This is a genomic window from Prevotella sp. C0209C1, from assembly GCF_056583855.1.
In genome coordinates this window covers 67284-85446 of record NZ_JBWPJP010000004.1, presented here as the reverse complement: position 1 = coordinate 85446, position 18163 = coordinate 67284, and the positions used below count along the sequence as shown (strand labels likewise).

Below are 18163 nucleotides of genomic sequence, written 5' to 3'. Positions count from 1 at the left end.
AGATTTGTGCCACCGAAAACAAGAAGATATGCATACAGTTACAAAGAAAAAAGAAAAATTACTACCGATGAGCCAGATTGCACCAAAGGCAGATAGAGAAGAAATGGATACAGTTTCTTTTCGTTCGCATAACTTTGGCAGTCGTAGGGCTTTTGATATTCTTATGGAAGCGCAGCATTACTGGAACCAAATGGAGCAATTCCGAAAGGATAGACAACGTAACAAGCGTTATACATACGGAAGCCAATGGGACGATATGATATGTGTAGATGGTAAATCTATGACAGAGGAAGAATATATCAAGCAGCAAGGTAATGTTCCTCTAAAAAACAATCTTATTCGTAGGCTTGTGCGTAATGTGTTGGGGGTTTACCGTTCCCAGTCGAAAGAGCCGACTTGCACCGCACGGGACAGAGACGAACAGAAACTGGGAGAAACAATGTCTACCATTTTACAATGCAATATGCAGCTTAATCGAATGAGTGAAGTCTTTGCACGTACTATGGAAGAGTTTCTTATATCAGGCTTTATTGTACATCGTAAGAGTTATGGCTGGCGCAATGGTAAGGAAGATTGTTGGACGGACTATGTTCAGCCAAACAATTTCTTCATAGATAACAACATGAGAGATTTCAGAGGTTGGGATGTTAGTTGTTTAGGAGAGGTTCACGATGTGAGCTTTGGACAATTGTGTGAGCAGTTTGCCGAGTCTACAGAAGACTATCAAAAGCTAAAAGATATTTACAAATGGGCAGCACGCAAAGAATTTCTTGCTAATTATGCAAAACGTTTTGGTTACAGCAGGCTTAATAATTACGATTTCCTCTTTACAAGTGAGCCTGGTCGATGTAGAGTAATCGAAGTATGGCGCAAAGAACAAAAACCTCGCTACCGATGTCATGATTATCAAAATGGCGATATATACAAGATAGAGGAAGAAGATTTTGAGAAAGAGGTTACTTTGGTCAATGCACAGCGTATGCAAATGGCTGAGGCTACAGGAATGCCAGAAGAAGAAGTACCACTTATCAAAGCTACTTGGTTTATGGACGATTATTGGTATTTCTACTACCTTTCTCCATTCGGTGATATTCTGAAAGAAGGAGAAACTCCTTTTGAACATGGTAGCCATCCGTACGTGTTCAAGGCATATCCATTTATTGATGGAGAGATACATTCGTTTGTGGCAGATGTGATAGACCAGCAGCGATACACAAACCGTCTTATCACTCTTTACGACTGGATTATGCGTGCCAGTGCCAAAGGTGTATTACTTATGCCTGAGGATAGTTTACCTGATGGAGTAAGCATGGAAGATATTGCAGAGAGTTGGGCTGAGTTTAATGGTGTTATTGTCTTCAAGCCATCAAAAAGCGGTCAAATCCCCCATCAGGTAGCTAATAACTCTACAAATATAGGTATAACCGAACTTCTTAATTTGCAGCTCAAATTCTTTGAGGATATTTCAGGTGTTAATGGAGCATTACAGGGTAAACCTGGGTATGCAGGGACAAGTGCAGCTAAATACAACCAAGAAACTCAAAACGCTACAATGTCGCTTCTTGATATGTTGGAATGTTTCTCGTATTTCGTTGTCGATGGTGCTTACAAAGACGTGAAGAATATTCAACAATTCTATGATGGTAAGCGAGTATTCAATATTGCTGGTAAGACAAGCGCACAAATTGAATACGACCCAAAGAAGATTAGAGACGTTGAGTTTGATCTGTCGATAACAGAAAGCACAACAACTCCTGCTTATCGTCAGCTTGCAAATGATGTATTGATGCAGTTATGGCAAGCAAATGCCATCAGCGTGGAGCAGTTACTTGAACATGGTAATTTCCCATTTGCGGACGAATTGTTGCAGAGCATACAATCTCAGAAAGAACAGTTGCAACAGGGACAAACACCGCAAGGTGTATCTCCAGAGATTATGCAACAGGCGCAGCAGGGAGCAAATATGCAAGCTGTAAACCAATTACACCAAGCAATCGCATCATAACAATAAAAGGCGTAAGATTTATTCCTACGCCTTTTATATTATTTACCTTTATTATTCTTCCCCTTTCGGATATTCTCTAATGCCAGCGCATCATTCGTAAGTGTAGCAACACCATCGATGTCTTGCTTACTCTTTGTGCTGTATCTTCCCATCATACCATGCGTAATACTGTCGCTTTTTAAACTCAATAACTAAAGTAGAGAACTCCGCAGAACCATTTCTGTAAGGTGTAGCATAGAAGCACCCTCTTTCGAGGTCGGCAACAAAAGCCTTGCTGGTGATGTAGCCCTTATGCTTCAGCTTGCGAAAATTGAACCTATCCATAATTAGGAGTGTCTTCTTTTTACTTGATGAGGGCATTACATAGTAACGCTCGCCTGTTTTCTCGTGAGCCTCATCAGCTTTATTTACCGCTTTACGATAACGCAGATAGGCTTTGAATTTCTTAAATACATTCATAGTTTAACAATTTTGATAAATGAAACTTATATGGTGGCAGCAGATACTGCTTTTTTTTTCTTTGGCATTATTCTATTGACACGCAGAACAATTGTTGGTATAGGCATTTCGTAGAAACAAATATGTAAACCAATAGCACGTGTCATTAATAAGTCGTCATGCTTGCCTATGATAGCTCCAAATGCACCGTTCTGTTTCTTCTCATATACCACATATTCATCTAAGCAACGCTCATCACGTTCTATGTATAGATGTTCACGCACTACCTTGATAAGCGTTGATATAATCATTGGCTTGGTAGCTACATTTGTATGGAAGCCGTATTTGCGAGGAATACCCTCTCGTATCTCATCTTCCGTCTGCTTGCGTGCATAGAGGTTAGGATAAACGTCTTTAATCTGATTGAGGATAAAGTGAGACAAATCACCATCAACAGAACGCTCCTTGTCGTGCGTTTCAAGCGTGTTGCTCTCAATTACCAACAGGGAGTTATCATAGAACGCAGCTATCTGTGCAGCTTTCCATGCAAGTATATCCATATCAATATGTCCATACCACTGCGCTACTACTTGCGGTCTACCACCGTCCATCATGAAAAGGCGGTCGATTACCAATATTACAGACCAGTCTGCTTTTTTAGAACGTCCACCAATATCAACAATAGTAACGTATCTATTGGTTACAATTTCCTTATCGTCTATTTCAGGCAAATCCCATACCCACAGAAGCCCTTGTGCGTCTTCTGTAAAGCGCAGGTTCTTCAAAGCATTCTTACCTTCATCTTCATCAGCATAAACATCACCAATTAGCTTAGGAGGTTTACATGAAGCTCGGAAAGTATCAACCTTATACTTATCGAATACACGTTCACCTGAATGAACAAAAGCCTCAACATCATCAGATGGATATTCAGAAGCCATTGGTGCGTGTTCGTTGTACTTCGCACGTTCTTGTACATACCAATTGATAGCTTCCAATGTTGCACCCTTCTGCCAAAGCCACCAAAGATACCTACCACTTTCCGCACGTGCAGAAGATGGTGTTGTATTGTTTTTATTTTTCCAAAGCCATATAGCGAAGTCTGCTTTTTCATCATCATTATCAAATGGCAAAGAATACTGTTCAATATCAAACCAAGATACAAACATAGCTTCAAACTGTGAAGTTCCACGCTTTGCTGCATCGTATTCACGTTGGAAGAAGTTTCCCGTACCATTAGCCGTACTCTCATAGACAATCATCGTATAGGGTTTTAACAAGACACCCGAACAGGCAGAACGCACAATATCTTCAGGTTTTTTTCCGTCAGTAGTCTTCCATAGTCCAACCTCGGACAAATGCACAAGGTTGTAATCTCCACCACGACAAGAGTCTGGGCGTTCAGCAGTACCAATCTTTATCTTACAATTACGTTGTGGTACACGATGGATAGACCCTGAATGTCCTACACCTACCAGTTTAGACTCGTTCTCATTGTATGTTTCTCCCAGCTTATAGAGCATAGATATAGGGTAAGCCTTAATCATACGATCGAACATATCCTTGATTTCATCAGAACCTGCACCTTGATGAGCAATGATAAGAGAATTAAGTCCGACTTTATGAATGAGTTGTAACCATGCCATATACAGCTGTGAAGTTGTTGAACCACCCCATTGGCGAGCCTTTAACAACACTATTCGTATAGGTTTGTTGGCTTTACGAAGTGCTTCAAGACGTTCTACAAACTTTCTCTGCGGACGTGTCAGGCGAAATAGGACATCATCTCCACCGCCCTTGTTCTTGATGTACACATACATAGCAGCCCAAAATGCAAAATCATACCTGCATCGTAGGCGCACGAATTGTTCTATAACTTTCAGACGGTCTTCTTCGCTATACTCTACCGCCAGTTCAATAGTTAGAAAATGTTTGATGCTTCCGTATTTCATCAGTAATTTAACCAATGGAAGATTAAGCATTTCGACTGGTAGATATTGTGTCTCTAATGGGAAATCGTCAATATGTACTTCTGTACGTTTCCCTATAGAGCCAATACCACTGATAGGGTCGAACCACTGATAGACATCGGCATTGCGCTTGTTGTTCTCTTTTAGTATGCTCACTACTTCTTTCTGCATATTGTTATAGGATAGTTAAGAAGTGAAAACACGACCCCACACAAATAACAATACAGATGTAACCAAGCATTAGTATTGGGGAAGAAGAAACCAACAATAAGATAAAACAGCATCCACGACTGGTAGTATAGTTTCTTTCTTACTTCAAAGGAGATAGAGCCAAATAGAAAAAATACAATACCTGACATACCTACCGTTGGCAAATGTGGAAATGATATAAAGGATGACAAAGTGTCAATAGGAAAACTTACAGATACAATATACGCTACGAATACCCTCGTAAGTTTTATGTCATAGATAAACATCAGGCATATAAAACACCAAGCATTAAGTGAGGCATGTACCACACTGGCATGAAAAAAAGGGTAGAGTAATCTCCCTATCCACGAGCCTCCTGCATAGATACCAATTGAGTACCAATTAGAGGAACCTATTAAAGAAAGTACAATAACTGCAAATGCTAAAAGCAATGACGTAGCCTTTTCTTTCTTTCTTCGAAACGTCTTTTCTTTTCCTTGCATATCATTACTCCTATACTTTCTGCTGTAAGATAAAACTTCGGAGCAGGTTGTTCTACAACAATCTCACAACATTTTTTTATTGTCCAAGAAGGGTGCAGCTTTCGCAAAGTCTTAACTCGTCTGAATATCTCTTGAAACATTTCTCTTTTAGACGGTAACATATTTTTAAGCTGGGATCCCTTAAACATTGCATACATCATCTTGCTTGCCCATATACTTGACACCCAAAAACGTGGTGCAGGTATATTAGCTATATGTTTACAAATATAAGAGGTGTCGATGTATTCACATGATGAAATATATTCATCATAGATGCGCATTATGCTTTCGATGCGCTCTTGAGAATGCTCCATTAAAGAACCTCGTTTCTTCATATTTACCTTATCTACGTTTCAAAGTTACTAATAAAAACAATAATACTTATACCTAAAACTAATATTTTACAATGTATATTTGCAGTAAAACAATCATCAAAATATAAAATCATAAAAGATTATGGCTGATAGTACAACAGTTAGAAGTAATCGAGACAAGTTTTCGGAAAGGATGAAAAATAAATATCCTGACCGACAATTTGATGATGATGAGACTTTATTTAGTCAAATCAATGACGATTACGATAATTATGACAAAGAGGTAGCAGGGTATAAGGAAAGAGAAAAGGCTTTTTCCGACCTATTTACGAGCGACCCTCGTAGTGCAGCATTCCTTACCAATTGGCGTAAGGGTGGTAATCCTGCCATTGAATTGGTACGTATGTTTGGAGAAGACTTTGTAGAGGAGCTTCAAGACCCTGCAAAGCAAGAAGAAGTTGCAAAGGCAAGTAAAGAATATGCTGAGCGAGTTGCTAAGGAGAAAGACTTTGATGAACAATATCAAAAAAATATCTCCGAAACTTACGATACCATTACTGCAATTCAAGAAGATAAAGGCTGGAGCGATGAAGAGGTAGACCAAATTATGGAGTTCCTTATAAACATTATGAAAGATGGTATACTCGGCAAATTTTCACGTGAGAGTATAGAGATGGCATCAAAAGCTATTAACCATGATGCCAACGTCGAAGAAGCTGCACACGAGGGCGAGGTAAGAGGACGAAACGCAAAGATTGAGGAGAAGTTGAAAAAGTCCTCACGAAATGATGGTACTGCCAATCTCAATGGAAAGAATGGAGGTGGGAAGGCACAGAAGCCACTTCCAGACCTTGGAGCTATTGGACGGTACGATGGTAATCAAACTATTTGGGAACGAGGAGGTGAGAAACGAAAAGCCTATAACCGATAACAAATATCACTCATATATAAATTTCATAATAACAAAAGCAATGAAAACATTACGAAAAAGTTCAAGTTTTCTTTATCGCATTATGCTGACGGTGTTGGCATTTGTGACGGGTGCATCAAATGGTGTGCTTATGGCTGATGCCTCTGCACTTCCCGATGCAGGAAAGACCAGCGCAGGAGCTGAGGGAGATGGAAGTAAACAGACCACCGCAGGTATTGCTACCGAAACACAGGGGCGCACAGACGGTGATGGTAACTTCTACATGAGCGATGTAGACCAGCGCATCGTTAAAATTCGACCAATGGCTACTCCTGTAGACCAGATTAGCCGTTATGCTAAGTCAAGTTCTTGCGACTCATTTGAGGTTAAGTACTACTCCGTAGGAACACGAGAGATTAAGTGTACTACAACGAAGCAGGTAGATGCTATGAGTAGCGGTGCAAGTACCTCTTTGCCTGTAAGCGATACCAATATGTTCACTCTTGACGATACTATCCGTGTTGTAGGAGTTAAGGGTGTTACTGACCCCAATACAGGAAAGGCTTATGAGGGTAGCAACATTCCAGACCTTGTATTGTGTGTATGTGGTAAGGATGCATCAACTAATCTACCTACAGTCTATGCCGTAAATGGCGCAATGGATTCTACAAGTAAGCAGCCTATCTTTGTTCCACAGATTAAGAGCGGTGCAACCCTTGTAAGAATGGGTAAAGCATGTGGAGAATTAGATGTTCAGACAGGTCGTTTCAACAACATTCCTATGCCTGAGACGCAGTACTGTCAAAACTTTATGATACAGGTTGAACAATCTACCTTCGATAAGATAGCTGCAAAGGAGGTAAACTGGAACTTCTCTGACCTTGAAGAGGACGGTATCTATGATATGCGCCTTGCAATGGAAAACACCTATCTTTTTGGTGTAAAGAATGTTATCAAGCACATTGCCAAAGAGGGTATGAACACATGGTTCACTGGTGGTATCTGGTGGATGGCTGGTAAAGACATCGAAGTTGGCGAGTGGGATACAGAAAAGAAGTGTGCAGTAATTTCGGACGAGAACCTTGTAGATATTACTAAAGATTTATTTGTCGGCACAGGTATTGGTAATAAGCGTAAGATTTTGTTCTGTGGTTCTGACATGCTTTCCGCATTCTCTAAGATTAAGAGCGATAAGTTCCGTTTGAAAGATACTGTCGAAGTATGGAACTTGAAGTTTAAGTCTTGGGATACAGACTTCGGAGAAGTACTAACTATTCATCACGAGTTGTTTGATGTGAACGGCATGAGTGATTGCGGTTTTGCAATGGATCCTGAATACCTTTCTAAGAAGACACACGTTTCTTGGGCGCGTAATGTCCTTGACTTGAAGACCGCAGGTATCCGTAACACCGATGCAGTAGTTATTCAGGAAGTGAGCTGTTTATACTTGCGCTATGCTAAGGCACACGCACGAATGAAACTTGCACAAGCACCAGTCTTATAAGAAGAACTAATAAAAATAACATTACAAAAGGGGGTGGGATAATTAACATCCCATCCCTTTCTTAATTATAATAGATATGATAAAGCATTATAGTTCGGACTCAAATATTGCGGTAAACTTAGTTCTGCGTAGTGGCAAAAGTACGCACATAGCCTTTGTCCCATTATCAAGTGGTGGTAGTACTTTTTCAACCAATATCGAGGATATTCAAAAAGCCCTTGAAAATCATTACCGATTTAACTCTCTCTTCAAACTTGACAGAGCAGAAGACGAGAACGCACCAAAGACTACACCTCTGCAAGAAACAAGTAAGGAAGATACGACAGTATCATCAAATGGTCTCCGTAAGATTACTGTACACGATGAGGGAGAAGCAAAAGACTACTTAGCTGATGTGTTAGGTGTTAGTCGAACCAAACTCCGCTCCTCAAAAGCCATCGTGGATGCAGCAACTGCAAACGGCATTGAGTTTGAGGGATTGTAATATAGGTTATAGGTATGAAAGTTTATCGTCTTGAAGAAATAGCAAAAGATGTCCGTATTGCCATAGACCAAAATATGTCAAGTGAAACACTTAGTGATTTTGGCGATGTGGACACGCTTTCTCTTAATGACATTATCAAATCAAAGATAGTTGATGCCATTAGGAGAGTTCACAGTAAAGCTCCTTCCTACTTACTTGACAGTGGAAGTAACTTTGGCGATGCTATCTATTGGAAAGAGCTTGAAAGCGGTTGGTGTCTACTCCCTGAAGACTTTATGCGCCTTGTAGTATTCCAGATGGACGATTGGGAAAGACCTGTTTACCACGCTATCAGTGAAGATGATGAAGAATATGAGAAGCAAAGCAGTCGTTTCAAGGGCATACGTGGTACTGCACAAAAGCCTGTTTGTGCCATTGCTATACGTCCCGAAGGAAGAGTGCTTGAGTTCTATTCCTGCAAGAGTACAGATGCTATGGTTAGTAGAGCAGTTTATATTCCATATCCTAAAATTGATGATGATGGTGGAGTACAGATTTGCGAACGCTGCTATCAAGCAGTAATATATACTATAGCATCATTAGTATTAACAACATACGGCAATGCAGACCAAAGTAAGGCTTTGTCGGAACTAACAAAATCAACATTAATATGAGTTCAATAAAAAACACACAGATAGACGGTGATGTTTCCGTTGGGCGCAATGTCTCTATTGGTGGTAACACAACTATTCAAGGAAATGGTCATATAAAAGGCGGTTTTAAGGTAGATGGCTGGCTTGATGCTAAGAATATCAAGGGTGCGAACAAAGGTATATTTACCACTGTTGAGAAATTACGTGAAGCCTATCCATTGCCACATGATGGTTGGTGGGCTATTGTAGGGCGTTCACTCCCCAGTCCTATTTACGTTGCAGACGGTGGAGTATGGGTAGCTACTGGAGGAAGTGGTGGTAATCCTACAGTAGATAGTGAGCAGCACAATAATAACATTGCAAAGCTACAAGCAGACATTAGCGAAAACTCCAATAAGATAAAAGCACTTGAAGTACAAAGTACTACACAAAGGGATAGTGTAAATCAAACTCATGAAGCAGTTGTGAAAGCACAACAGACTGCAGAGAATGCAAAGAAAGCAGCATCTGATGTGAATGCTGAATTAACCACTATAAAAGACTCGAAAGGCAAGGCAAATGGTATTGCACCTTTAGACGAAGAAGGCAAAGTATCATCTGCTCATTTGCCGAGTTACGTCGATGATGTCATAGAGTTTGATAGTTGCTTGGATAGCTTGACAGCACAGCAGCAAGCTACAGATAAGTCATCAAAAGATGAACATACTAAAGTCGTCTACAACAGAGCTAAGAATAAGTTTGTATTAGCAGTAGCATCAGACGAAGATAGTACAACCACATATTACGGTGATTGGTCTGGTGCGGACAATTACGGTACTGCGTCTAAAGATGGTCGCACCCCTGCAAGTGGTAAAGTATATATTGATTCTTCTGACAATATTACCTATAGGTGGAGTGGGACGAAATTAGCTCCCATTGGCTCAGACCTTGCACTCGGCTATACAAGTAGCACTGCATTTCCTGGTTACGATGGAAAGCAGCTGCAAGATGATATGACCGATGTCAAGAAGCGTGTTTCTACGTTGGAGAGCAGTAATTCTAATACGGTAACGCAGATTAAGGCACGTGGCGTTATCAATGTTAATAAGCTATTAGGTCAAGAGAATGGCGATATGACATTCTCTGTAGCTCTATCAAAGATTGATGAGTTGCCAAATAAAGCAGATTATCAGATAGCAGGTATTGTCCTTACTTTCAATACTCCTAATAATGGTTGGCAGTCAAAGCAATGGGTGAACACCGAGGCGTGGAACAAAGAGGGAAACTGGAAAGATTTTGGTACAAATGGTAGTAACATTGGAAACATTCTCAATGTAAACACTATATGCTCAGACGTTGAATACACATTAAGTACAGCTATTAAAGCCGTTCAGAACTTAGAAAAACAAAGTGGATTTAAGTATTTTAAGAGCGGTGTAGTACTAACATTCAAGACTGCTGACAATGATAGTAACGGTGCTCCTGTGTGGTCGACATTCCAATTTACTCGTGAAGTACCAGACATCAATCCAGCAGATTTGAAGCCATGGGTTGCCTTTGGAGGTGGAGGTACAGCAAAGGTAGAAGTATCTGACACCCCTGAGCAAAATGGAGAAAAGGCTTTTTCAACAGGTGGAGCTTATTCTAAGATACCAACAAACATCAAACTCAACACAGAGACCGAAGGTGTTGTGAAATTGCAGCTTGTCAATGAAGCCGATGAGGGTGTAGGAGATGAGCAACAGTTTACTGTTGGTACAAGTGGAAACACAAGTGGAACAACCATTGCCATAGCTTTTAAGGAAAACCCATTGTATGGAAAGGCTGGTGGTTCATTTATCTGCCATGCTGCTATTATGAGTATTACTAAGGCTGGAAGCCAAGAGACAAGCAACAGTATTACAAACGTGCAGTTTGTAGACCGTACAACAAAGAAAGTCGTTGCTACATTCGACACAAAGAAACCATCATCTTCAACTTTGGAAGACTATAGCTTTGTCTTTGATTTGAGTTCACTCTATGTAAATGCAGGACAAGGGAGTTTACAGATGCAGGTCGTTGATGACGGAGGGAATACAGCACGTAAGAACCTCTCCGTTACATCTGTCGATGTTACTTGTGTCAGTGCGCAGACACTCAACTATACGAAAGATACCAGTCTAGAAGTCGGTGGTAAGCCCAAAAACATTCTCATGTTTTCATACCCCAACAACAGTAGTGATAAGGGTGTCAAGACTACTATAGAGATTTATCGTGATGGCTCTTGGAAAACACTTGCCACTCCTATAATTACCGATACATACTCGCATACTGTGAACATTGATCCTACAGGATTATCTCATGGAGCATACCCTATCCGCATACAGGGACAAGATGTCTCATCAGGGGTAAAGGGTAATGTTCTGTATACTGCCGTTATGGTAATTCAACAGGATAGTAGCCTTGATGACTACGATAAACCTATTGTTGTAGCACGGTGGAGTGATAATAGTGATGGTAAAAAGAAACTTTACTCTACCATTTCTTTTGATGTTGCAGTATATCAACGTAGCACTTCACGCCCCGAAGCAACTGTAACACTTACAAATGTAGCAGGAGGGAAAGTAGAAACTGTTACAAAGCAGATAATGGTTCGTGAAAAAACTTTCACTATCAGCAAGCGATTAGTTAGCTATGCAGAAAATGACCAGCTAACATTTGATGTTACGTGTGGAGCAAGCTCTTTGGTTGAACTTTATAAAATTACTATCAGCGGTACACTATTACCTATCAGCGAAACAGAGGGTGCTTTGTTTAAGATAAATATGTCCGAGAGAAGTAATGCCGACAGTGATAAGACCATTACGACACAGACAACTGATGGGCAAAAGATTGATATTGCGGTAAAAGGTTCTAACTATTCAACCAACGGCTTTGTCAAGGATAGTTTCGGTACAAGTAGCTATGGCACTACAGATGATAACGGACGTATGGCATTGCGCATTGCAGAAGATGTTTCAGCAGTATGCAGCTATCATCCATTTGCTTCTAACAGTATAGAAACAAACGGTATGGCGCTTTCGTTTACAGTTATGACGAAAAACGTTGCAGATAACCACACACATATTATTAAGTGTATGGGAGAGAAACTTGGTTTCATACTCACTGGAGAAGAACTTATCCTTGCGACAAATGGTTCTCTTACAGATGCTGCAACAACGGCAATTGTACCATACGTTAATAATAAGGTAACACGCTTCGATATTGTAATTGAACCATCAGCCATTGCGCCATATAGTGGTATTGGTGTAATTAAAATATTCCGTAATGGAGATGAGGCTGGTGCTGTAGCCTATAAAGCTGGAGAGCTTACAAACCATTATACACCTATCAGTTTTGACGGGCATAAAGCAGATTTATATCTATATGATATAACAGTTTGGAACACATACTATAACTTTATTCAAGCATGTAATAACTATATTGTAGGGCTTACAGATACGGTGGCAATGTTTAACGAATACGAGGAGAATGATGTTCTTGCGAGTGTTACAGCAGAAGGGACTACAAAAGAGAGACCTACCATGCAAAAGTGTCTTGATGCAGGACTTATGGTGTGTGCTATATGTAAGAACCCAGACACAGAGGATATAGCAGCCAATTACCCTGATTATCTTGAAGCTAAGGACGGTGACAAGAAGACAAAACAGATTGTAGATTGGTATTGTTATTTCCCTGACCGACCTTGGCAGGATTGTAAGATTATTGGTATCTCGCAGACCAATCAGGGAACTACATCTTCTTGGAGACCTATAAAGAACAAGAAGGGAAAAATGAAGAGGGCTATTGTAACCTTGTTGCATACACGAGAAGAAATTGCAGCAATGTTCCCTGGCAATTCCGAAGCTCTTGCAAAGTATGATAAGTGTGTATCTATGGCAGCAAAGCACCGTGTTCAAATTGTTGATGGTGGTAATTTTACAAAGATCTTTACTATTAAGGTAGACTATTCTGATAGTTGTGGCGCTCACAATGGCGCCATGATGGAACTAATGAACGATACGCAGATAGCTTTGGGAAAGGATTACATGACCCCCGCTCAGATTTACAATGAAGGGGAATATGAAATCCACACAAGTATAGATAGCGTACCTTGTGCATTATTTCGTACTGATAGCAAGATGAACCATAACGATGCCGAAAACCCGACCAAAGCTTATTTCCACGCAAAAGCCAACTTCAATGCTGATAAAGGCGATGCAGACTTCTTTGGCTTCAAAGGGGTAAACGGATATAGTAAGAAGTGCCTCAATTATGGTGACTTTATAGAACTCGTAGCAGCACAGAATCAAACACTAACAGTTTTTAAGTCGCAAGTGTTAGCAGATACCACCCAATTAATTGCAGGAAATATCTATGTTCTTAGTGAGTATTGTGGTGATAAGCATATTGTGATTGAGAATGATGGTAAAGGTACTATGCGAGAGGTACAGACTGTAGAAAAGCCTGTTGCAGTCGACAAAACGCTTGCAGAAGTTCTTACAGATGATGTTAAGAACTACACTTGGCAGAACGTGTACAAGACCAGTGATAACCACTATGTACAGTATCAAGGTGGCAACTGGATAGACACTACAGGCAAAATGATTTTTAACAAGGCTACTAAGAAGTGGAGTGTTACGGGACGAGTTGTAAATCCAACAGAGTGCTATGAATATTTAAAGTATGATAGCCTATGCTGGGGTCAGGGCGTGAACAGTCTTGATGACATGATGCGTATCGACTCTGCAATAGGAGCACCAATCTGGATGAGTTATTATGAAACTCGATATCCTGATGATGACAATCTTGAAGCGCTTTACAAAGCAGGCAAGAAAGTCCCTTATAACCTTTATAAGTGGCTTGTGTTCTCACAGCAATGTAACCAACATCAGACAGAAGCAAATGGAAATATTACGCTTGGTGATGTCTCAGTGCCAGGTACAAAGGAAAATCGTCTAAAGAAATGGCAGCAAGAAGTGCATAAGTACGCCAACCCATATTCATTGTGTTGCTATACAATTGCGTCCGATTACAAGGCAGCAGTAGACCAGCGTAGTAAGAATATGATGATTGCCTTCTATTTGGAGCCAAATGGAACGATACGAGCCTACTTCAACCATTGGTACGATGGAGACTGTGTAGACGGCAGCGACAATGACTGTGGTCTTACAATTCCTTGGGATATGGATGCCGTCACTTCACATCTATATCAAGGTTGGGATAGTGTAACATTCGTACAGACGTATGCAGCACCAAACTTATGGATAGATGATAGTGGCACAACAACCATCACACTACATGATGTGGCTGATGCAATGCGAAAAGCAGAGCGCAACAACCGCAAAGTTTTCTCCGCTGATGGCTGTTACCATTACTGGATAACAAAGAGATTAAGCAAATGGGCAAAGGTTACAAGTTCATTTGATGGAGAACGTAAGTACATTCAGAGTTCTACCTCTGCTGCTAATTATTTTTACGCATTGCATGGGTTGAGACTTGAAGACTTACCCGATTATCAGCGTAAGCGTTTTAAGTTGCGTGATGGCTTCTATAAAGTTGGCGATCTTTATACAGCACCTTTCAAGGCTCGTATGATGGGAGCTATCAGTATTAAGATTACGGCTGCTCAAGACGGCTTCTTCGGACTGGGAGAAGACCGTGCAGATACAGTAACAGATAGTTGCTATTTGAAAGCAGGTGAGAGCTACACATTAAGAGCCAATGCAGCACAGGAGAGTGGCAAGATGGTGTATGTGTTTGGTGCTGACAAATTAGCAGTGCTTGATATATCAGCTTGTACACCTAAACAGGAAGCGTTCGATATTAGCACTTGTACACTATTGGAAGAATTGATTGTTGGTGGAGAAAGCTATACACCTGCCTACACGACAGGTGTTCTGACTTATCTTAATCTTCCTGCAATGCCATTCTTAAAGAAGATTGACATACAGCACACCAAGGTGCTTAGTGTGCGTGCAGAAAACTGTCCACGCTTAAAGACATTACTTGCTAAGGGTAGTACGTTAAGAGCATTTACACCAGCAGAGGCTTGCCCTTTGGAGGTTGCAGAGTTTCCTGCGAGCATGACGGATATTGTATTTGTCAATATGCCAAATGTAATATATCCTAACGGGGGTTTAACATACGAGGGACTAAGCAAGGTAAACACAATTAAGATAAGTGGTTGTGCCAATATAGACCCAATACAGGTACTTGAAGATGTTATAACAGCAGGTGCAACAATCAGCACAGTGTCTATTCAGAATATAGAATGTACTAAAAAAGATACGGCACTAACAGCGATGAAGGCAATGGGTACACGTGGTATTGGTTCTGAACAGAAAACACTTTGCGATGGTCTCAGTGGTATTTGGACTCTTAATAAGTATATTGAAGAAGAAATCCTTGCATCTTTACAGGGGTATTATCCGAACTTAACTATTCATCAGTCGCAATACACCATGATTGTATTTGATGACACTATAGATGACCCTGCAAACATTTCCAATCTTGACAACAACACTGGTAAGCAGTTCGATAACGAGTTTGTAGCAAGTGGTCACGTTACCAAGATACGCAAGAACTTAATCCCTGTCAAAGGAAAGCTGAATACAGAACGAGATGTTTGGGAAGGTGTGAAGATTTCGGAAAAGAACTATCACAACTTAGCAAATGGAGAAGAGTTTGACTATAAGGATAAGGCAGCTGGTGGGTATGATGTTATGATGCGTTGCCCAACACTGTGGTATAAAGGCATTAATGACTTCAAGAACCAAAAGAAGTATATTGCATGGAGTAGCCTTGAAGACAAGCCACTGTCAAGTGCCAAGAAGACTACACGCAAAACGTTGAGTGATATTCTTCTAAAAGCCAACACTGGTGTTATGTCGGAGAGTATTTCGGAGAACGAAAGTACTCTTGGAAGCGCAGGAGTTCTTGCAGATGTTTTAAACGTTAACACCTACAAGATTGATGTAGAGGGCATGAAGCAAGTGAGATATCCAGGTATGAACAACTCTACTATTGGCGCATGCTTTGTAAATGCAGATGGTTTGATTATCTCCAAATATAACATGACTATTGGTAATACGTTATTTGATTTTGTAGATGGAGACTATATCTTTATAGAAGTACCACATGGTGCAAAGAGTTTTATATTCTCTTCTCGCAATACCAACGCAGAATTAGAAGCTATAGCAGTAGACAGTTCGGAGGTAGAAGCTATTGAACCCGATTGGGTACGCAGCGAAGAATGGCTTGGTGGTGTTTATCAGGCATCGGTAGATAGCTTGTTACGCTTACGTTCTGTTTCAGATGCTCCAGTACGCTCAGGAGACGGTGAGGACAAAACATCTCCTGAATGGCAGTATGACGAGAATGGAGAACCGAAAAACATGCCTGTAAATACAATTCACTATACTGGAAAAGATTTTCAGAATATAGCACATAGGAGAGGAAAGGGTTACCAGATATTTGACTACGAAATGTCTAAGTTGATGGCAATACTTTGGTTTTCCCTTAATGGCACACGTGATGCGCAGCTTGTATGTGGTTACGGAATAAGTTCAATAGGTACTACTACTGGTTTTCGTGATGATATTGGTAATACTGATAGTAAGCGTAATGACAATGAATATAACAAGTGCCTTGGCTTTGAGAGTTTCTTCGGTTGTTTGTGGGAGTTTATGGATTATGTTGCCATAAACGTTCCAACGTATGAGCAGTTTATGAAAGACAAGTGTGTACCTGCCGATACATATCCGCTTGATACTGTATGGCATATTTACGATCCATTGACAAAGACAGAACGCACCGTACAGGGGTTAAATATAGATAACTACTGTATTGCAAGAACAAAACATGGCAGATATTGTGATGTCATTGTGTCTAAATGTAATTCAGACAACAAAAGGTCGGCTTTTAACTATACTGATGAATATCATCATTCTCAAGATAGAGGCGTTTTTATCATTCGTAGCGGTGGGCAAGCGAGAGCTTTTGGCGGTCTCGTCTTTGCGAATTCGAGATACACATCATCGAGTTCGTTCTCTGATACTGGTTCTCGGCTTGCCTTCAGAGGAAAAATAGAGATAAGCGAATAAAGCGAGAAGCGCAGAGCGTCGGCGGGTAAAATCCGCCACGCCTTGTGTACAAATTCACATAAAAGGAATTGTTATGAACACAGAATTTTTCAAAGTATTTGGGATGAAGAAAAGACATGATGAGTTGTTGAAGTTAAGTGAAGATCATTATGTCTTATTTTGGGGATTTGTCAAAAACGAAGAGAGCGAAGAAGACGGCTACTGTTGGCGCAAAGACTATGACCATAAGCCAACAGAAACAGAGTTAAAGAGAGACCTTGTAAAATTCATAAATTCTCTCATTGATGCAAAAATTCTCAGTGGTTTCACTTATGAAGGAAATATGGTATGGCTCTCACAAGAGAACTGTTTCAACTACAAAGCAGCCTTTGATTTGTGTATGATGACAGATGGAGCAAACCTACCTATAACCTTTAAGTTCGGAAACGAAACTGAACCTGTGTATAAGAAGTTTGAGACAAAGGAAGAGTTAAAGAACTTCTTTACTTCTGCAATGTCTTTCATTCAGACTACATTACAGGAGGGATGGGAGGAAAAAGATAGCATAAACTTAACTGTATTCGGATTATGATAATTTTACTTATTCTTTCAGTGTTACTGTCAATACCAGTAACATTACTTGCTATACGGAAAGCAAAAGAACTTCCTGATAGTGTTAGTAGCTTTAGTTACTACATCGGGGATGTTCTGTTTTCATTATGGATAGCATCAGTAGCTTCATTGCTTTTATTCCCGATGCTTCACGCATTGCCTACAAGTCTTGTATTTGTTGGTGGATTGGTAAGTGCTGGGCTGTTGATGGTTGCAGCCTCTCCATATTATCGAACAGAGTGGAAAGTCATACATTACTTTGGAGGTTACTTATTTGGTGTAGGCAGCCAAATAGTTGTGGCGATATTAGAACCTTGGTTACTTTGCTTATGGACGGTTTTCCCTTTTATATTCATTAAACATGAGTGGAGAGAGAATGCAACATTCATCAGTGAAGCTATTTGTGTACTATCATTGGTAGCCAGTATAGCAATAAAGCTGTATTAAAAGATAAACCAAAAGTGCAATAATATAAAATTATC

General features: G+C 40.3%; 12 protein-coding genes. 8 read left to right on the top strand and 4 right to left on the bottom strand.

The window, feature by feature from the left end; all coding sequences use genetic code 11:
• The first annotated feature begins 28 nt into the window (after window positions 1-28).
• Window positions 29-2005: a portal protein gene (locus tag AC1DCD_RS02035; RefSeq protein WP_464639721.1), complete on the top strand. Its 1977-nt coding sequence runs from the start codon at window positions 29-31 to the stop codon at window positions 2003-2005.
• 126 nt (window positions 2006-2131) lie between these two features.
• On the opposite strand, the gene AC1DCD_RS02030 is transcribed toward AC1DCD_RS02035, so the two are convergent.
• The 4 genes from AC1DCD_RS02030 to AC1DCD_RS02015 are packed head-to-tail and all read right to left on the bottom strand — an operon-like array spanning window position 2132 to window position 5479.
• Window positions 2132-2464, bottom strand: a complete 333-nt coding sequence (locus AC1DCD_RS02030) for a hypothetical protein (protein WP_039864105.1) — start codon at window positions 2462-2464, stop codon at window positions 2132-2134.
• A 26-nt stretch (window positions 2465-2490) separates the two neighbouring features.
• Entirely contained in the window at window positions 2491-4584 is a 2094-nt protein-coding gene (locus AC1DCD_RS02025; protein WP_353586672.1) for a terminase large subunit, read from the bottom strand.
• Complete coding sequence (locus tag AC1DCD_RS02020; protein WP_353586674.1) at window positions 4569-5105, bottom strand: rhomboid family intramembrane serine protease; 537 nt, start codon at window positions 5103-5105, stop codon at window positions 4569-4571. The genes AC1DCD_RS02025 and AC1DCD_RS02020 overlap by 16 nt, the downstream gene beginning before the upstream one ends.
• Entirely contained in the window at window positions 5045-5479 is a 435-nt protein-coding gene (locus tag AC1DCD_RS02015) for a hypothetical protein (RefSeq protein ID WP_039864103.1), read from the bottom strand. The genes AC1DCD_RS02020 and AC1DCD_RS02015 overlap by 61 nt, the downstream gene beginning before the upstream one ends.
• Before the next feature lie 121 nt (window positions 5480-5600).
• Between AC1DCD_RS02015 and AC1DCD_RS02010 the strand changes: the two genes are divergently transcribed.
• From AC1DCD_RS02010 to AC1DCD_RS01980, 7 genes are all read left to right on the top strand, one after another.
• Window positions 5601-6389 carry a hypothetical protein gene (locus AC1DCD_RS02010; RefSeq protein WP_353586677.1) on the top strand — a complete coding sequence of 263 codons (789 nt, stop codon included), beginning with the start codon at window positions 5601-5603 and terminating at the stop codon, window positions 6387-6389.
• 40 nt (window positions 6390-6429) lie between these two features.
• A complete protein-coding gene (locus tag AC1DCD_RS02005; protein ID WP_464639725.1) occupies window positions 6430-7872 on the top strand; it encodes an SU10 major capsid protein in 1443 nt (480 codons plus the stop codon).
• Between the two features lie 76 nt (window positions 7873-7948).
• A complete protein-coding gene (locus AC1DCD_RS02000; protein ID WP_008447452.1) occupies window positions 7949-8356 on the top strand; it encodes a hypothetical protein in 408 nt (135 codons plus the stop codon).
• Window positions 8357-8370: 14 nt separating this feature from the next.
• The gene (locus AC1DCD_RS01995) at window positions 8371-9009 is read left to right on the top strand and encodes a hypothetical protein (protein ID WP_008447517.1); all 639 of its coding nucleotides are present in this window, start codon (window positions 8371-8373) and stop codon (window positions 9007-9009) included.
• Window positions 9006-17090, top strand: coding sequence for a glycoside hydrolase family protein (locus AC1DCD_RS01990; protein ID WP_464639728.1), 8085 nt, complete (start codon window positions 9006-9008; stop codon window positions 17088-17090). The genes AC1DCD_RS01995 and AC1DCD_RS01990 overlap by 4 nt, the downstream gene beginning before the upstream one ends.
• Window positions 17091-17193: 103 nt before the next feature.
• Window positions 17194-17661 (top strand): hypothetical protein, encoded by a 468-nt coding sequence (locus AC1DCD_RS01985; RefSeq protein ID WP_480348878.1) that lies wholly within the window; start codon window positions 17194-17196, stop codon window positions 17659-17661.
• The gene (locus AC1DCD_RS01980; RefSeq protein ID WP_008447462.1) at window positions 17658-18128 is read left to right on the top strand and encodes a hypothetical protein; all 471 of its coding nucleotides are present in this window, start codon (window positions 17658-17660) and stop codon (window positions 18126-18128) included. Before AC1DCD_RS01985 ends, AC1DCD_RS01980 begins: the two co-directional genes overlap by 4 nt.
• Window positions 18129-18163: the final 35 nt, after the last annotated feature.